1 pseudogene is annotated in these 502 nt (G+C 43.8%); it reads right to left on the bottom strand.

Annotated elements, in window-relative coordinates:
* Positions 1-502 (bottom strand): annotated as a pseudogene (locus FK268_RS26320) (hypothetical protein); the annotation flags it as partial.

The following is a 502-nucleotide window of genomic DNA, read 5'->3' on the forward strand; positions in this document are numbered from 1 at the left end:
TCGCTCAGCGACTAACTGCTCAATATGTGCTTTCTCAAACTCCTTCTTCGGAATACCCCCTAAAATCCCATAAGCGTTACGAGTGGGCTTGAGATAGATCGGCTTAACATTAGTCATCATCATCAAATGGGTAATCGATTTATGGCAGTTTCGATCCACAATAATAGTGCTTCCCTCAGGACAGGCATACATTCCCACTACTTTGTTTGCTGTGGATGTTCCATTAGTGATAATAAAGCTTCGATCTGCACTAAAGGTCTCGGCAATATACTCTTCCGCTTCACGGTGAGGACCTGAATGATCTAAGAGAGATCCTAATTCCCCCATAGAGATAGAGATATCGGATCGGAAGGTATTCTCACCATAAAAATCATAAAAGAGAGAACCCACCGGACTCTGCTCAAATGCCGTTCCTCCCATATGCCCTGGCGTACAGAAGGTGTATTTTTCAGCCCCTACATACTTAAAAAGCGCTTTTGTAAAGGGAGGTAGAATCTGCTCG

The sequence above is a fragment of the Tsukamurella sputi genome, assembly GCF_007858445.1.
GTDB lineage: Bacteria > Actinomycetota > Actinomycetes > Mycobacteriales > Mycobacteriaceae > Tsukamurella > Tsukamurella sputi.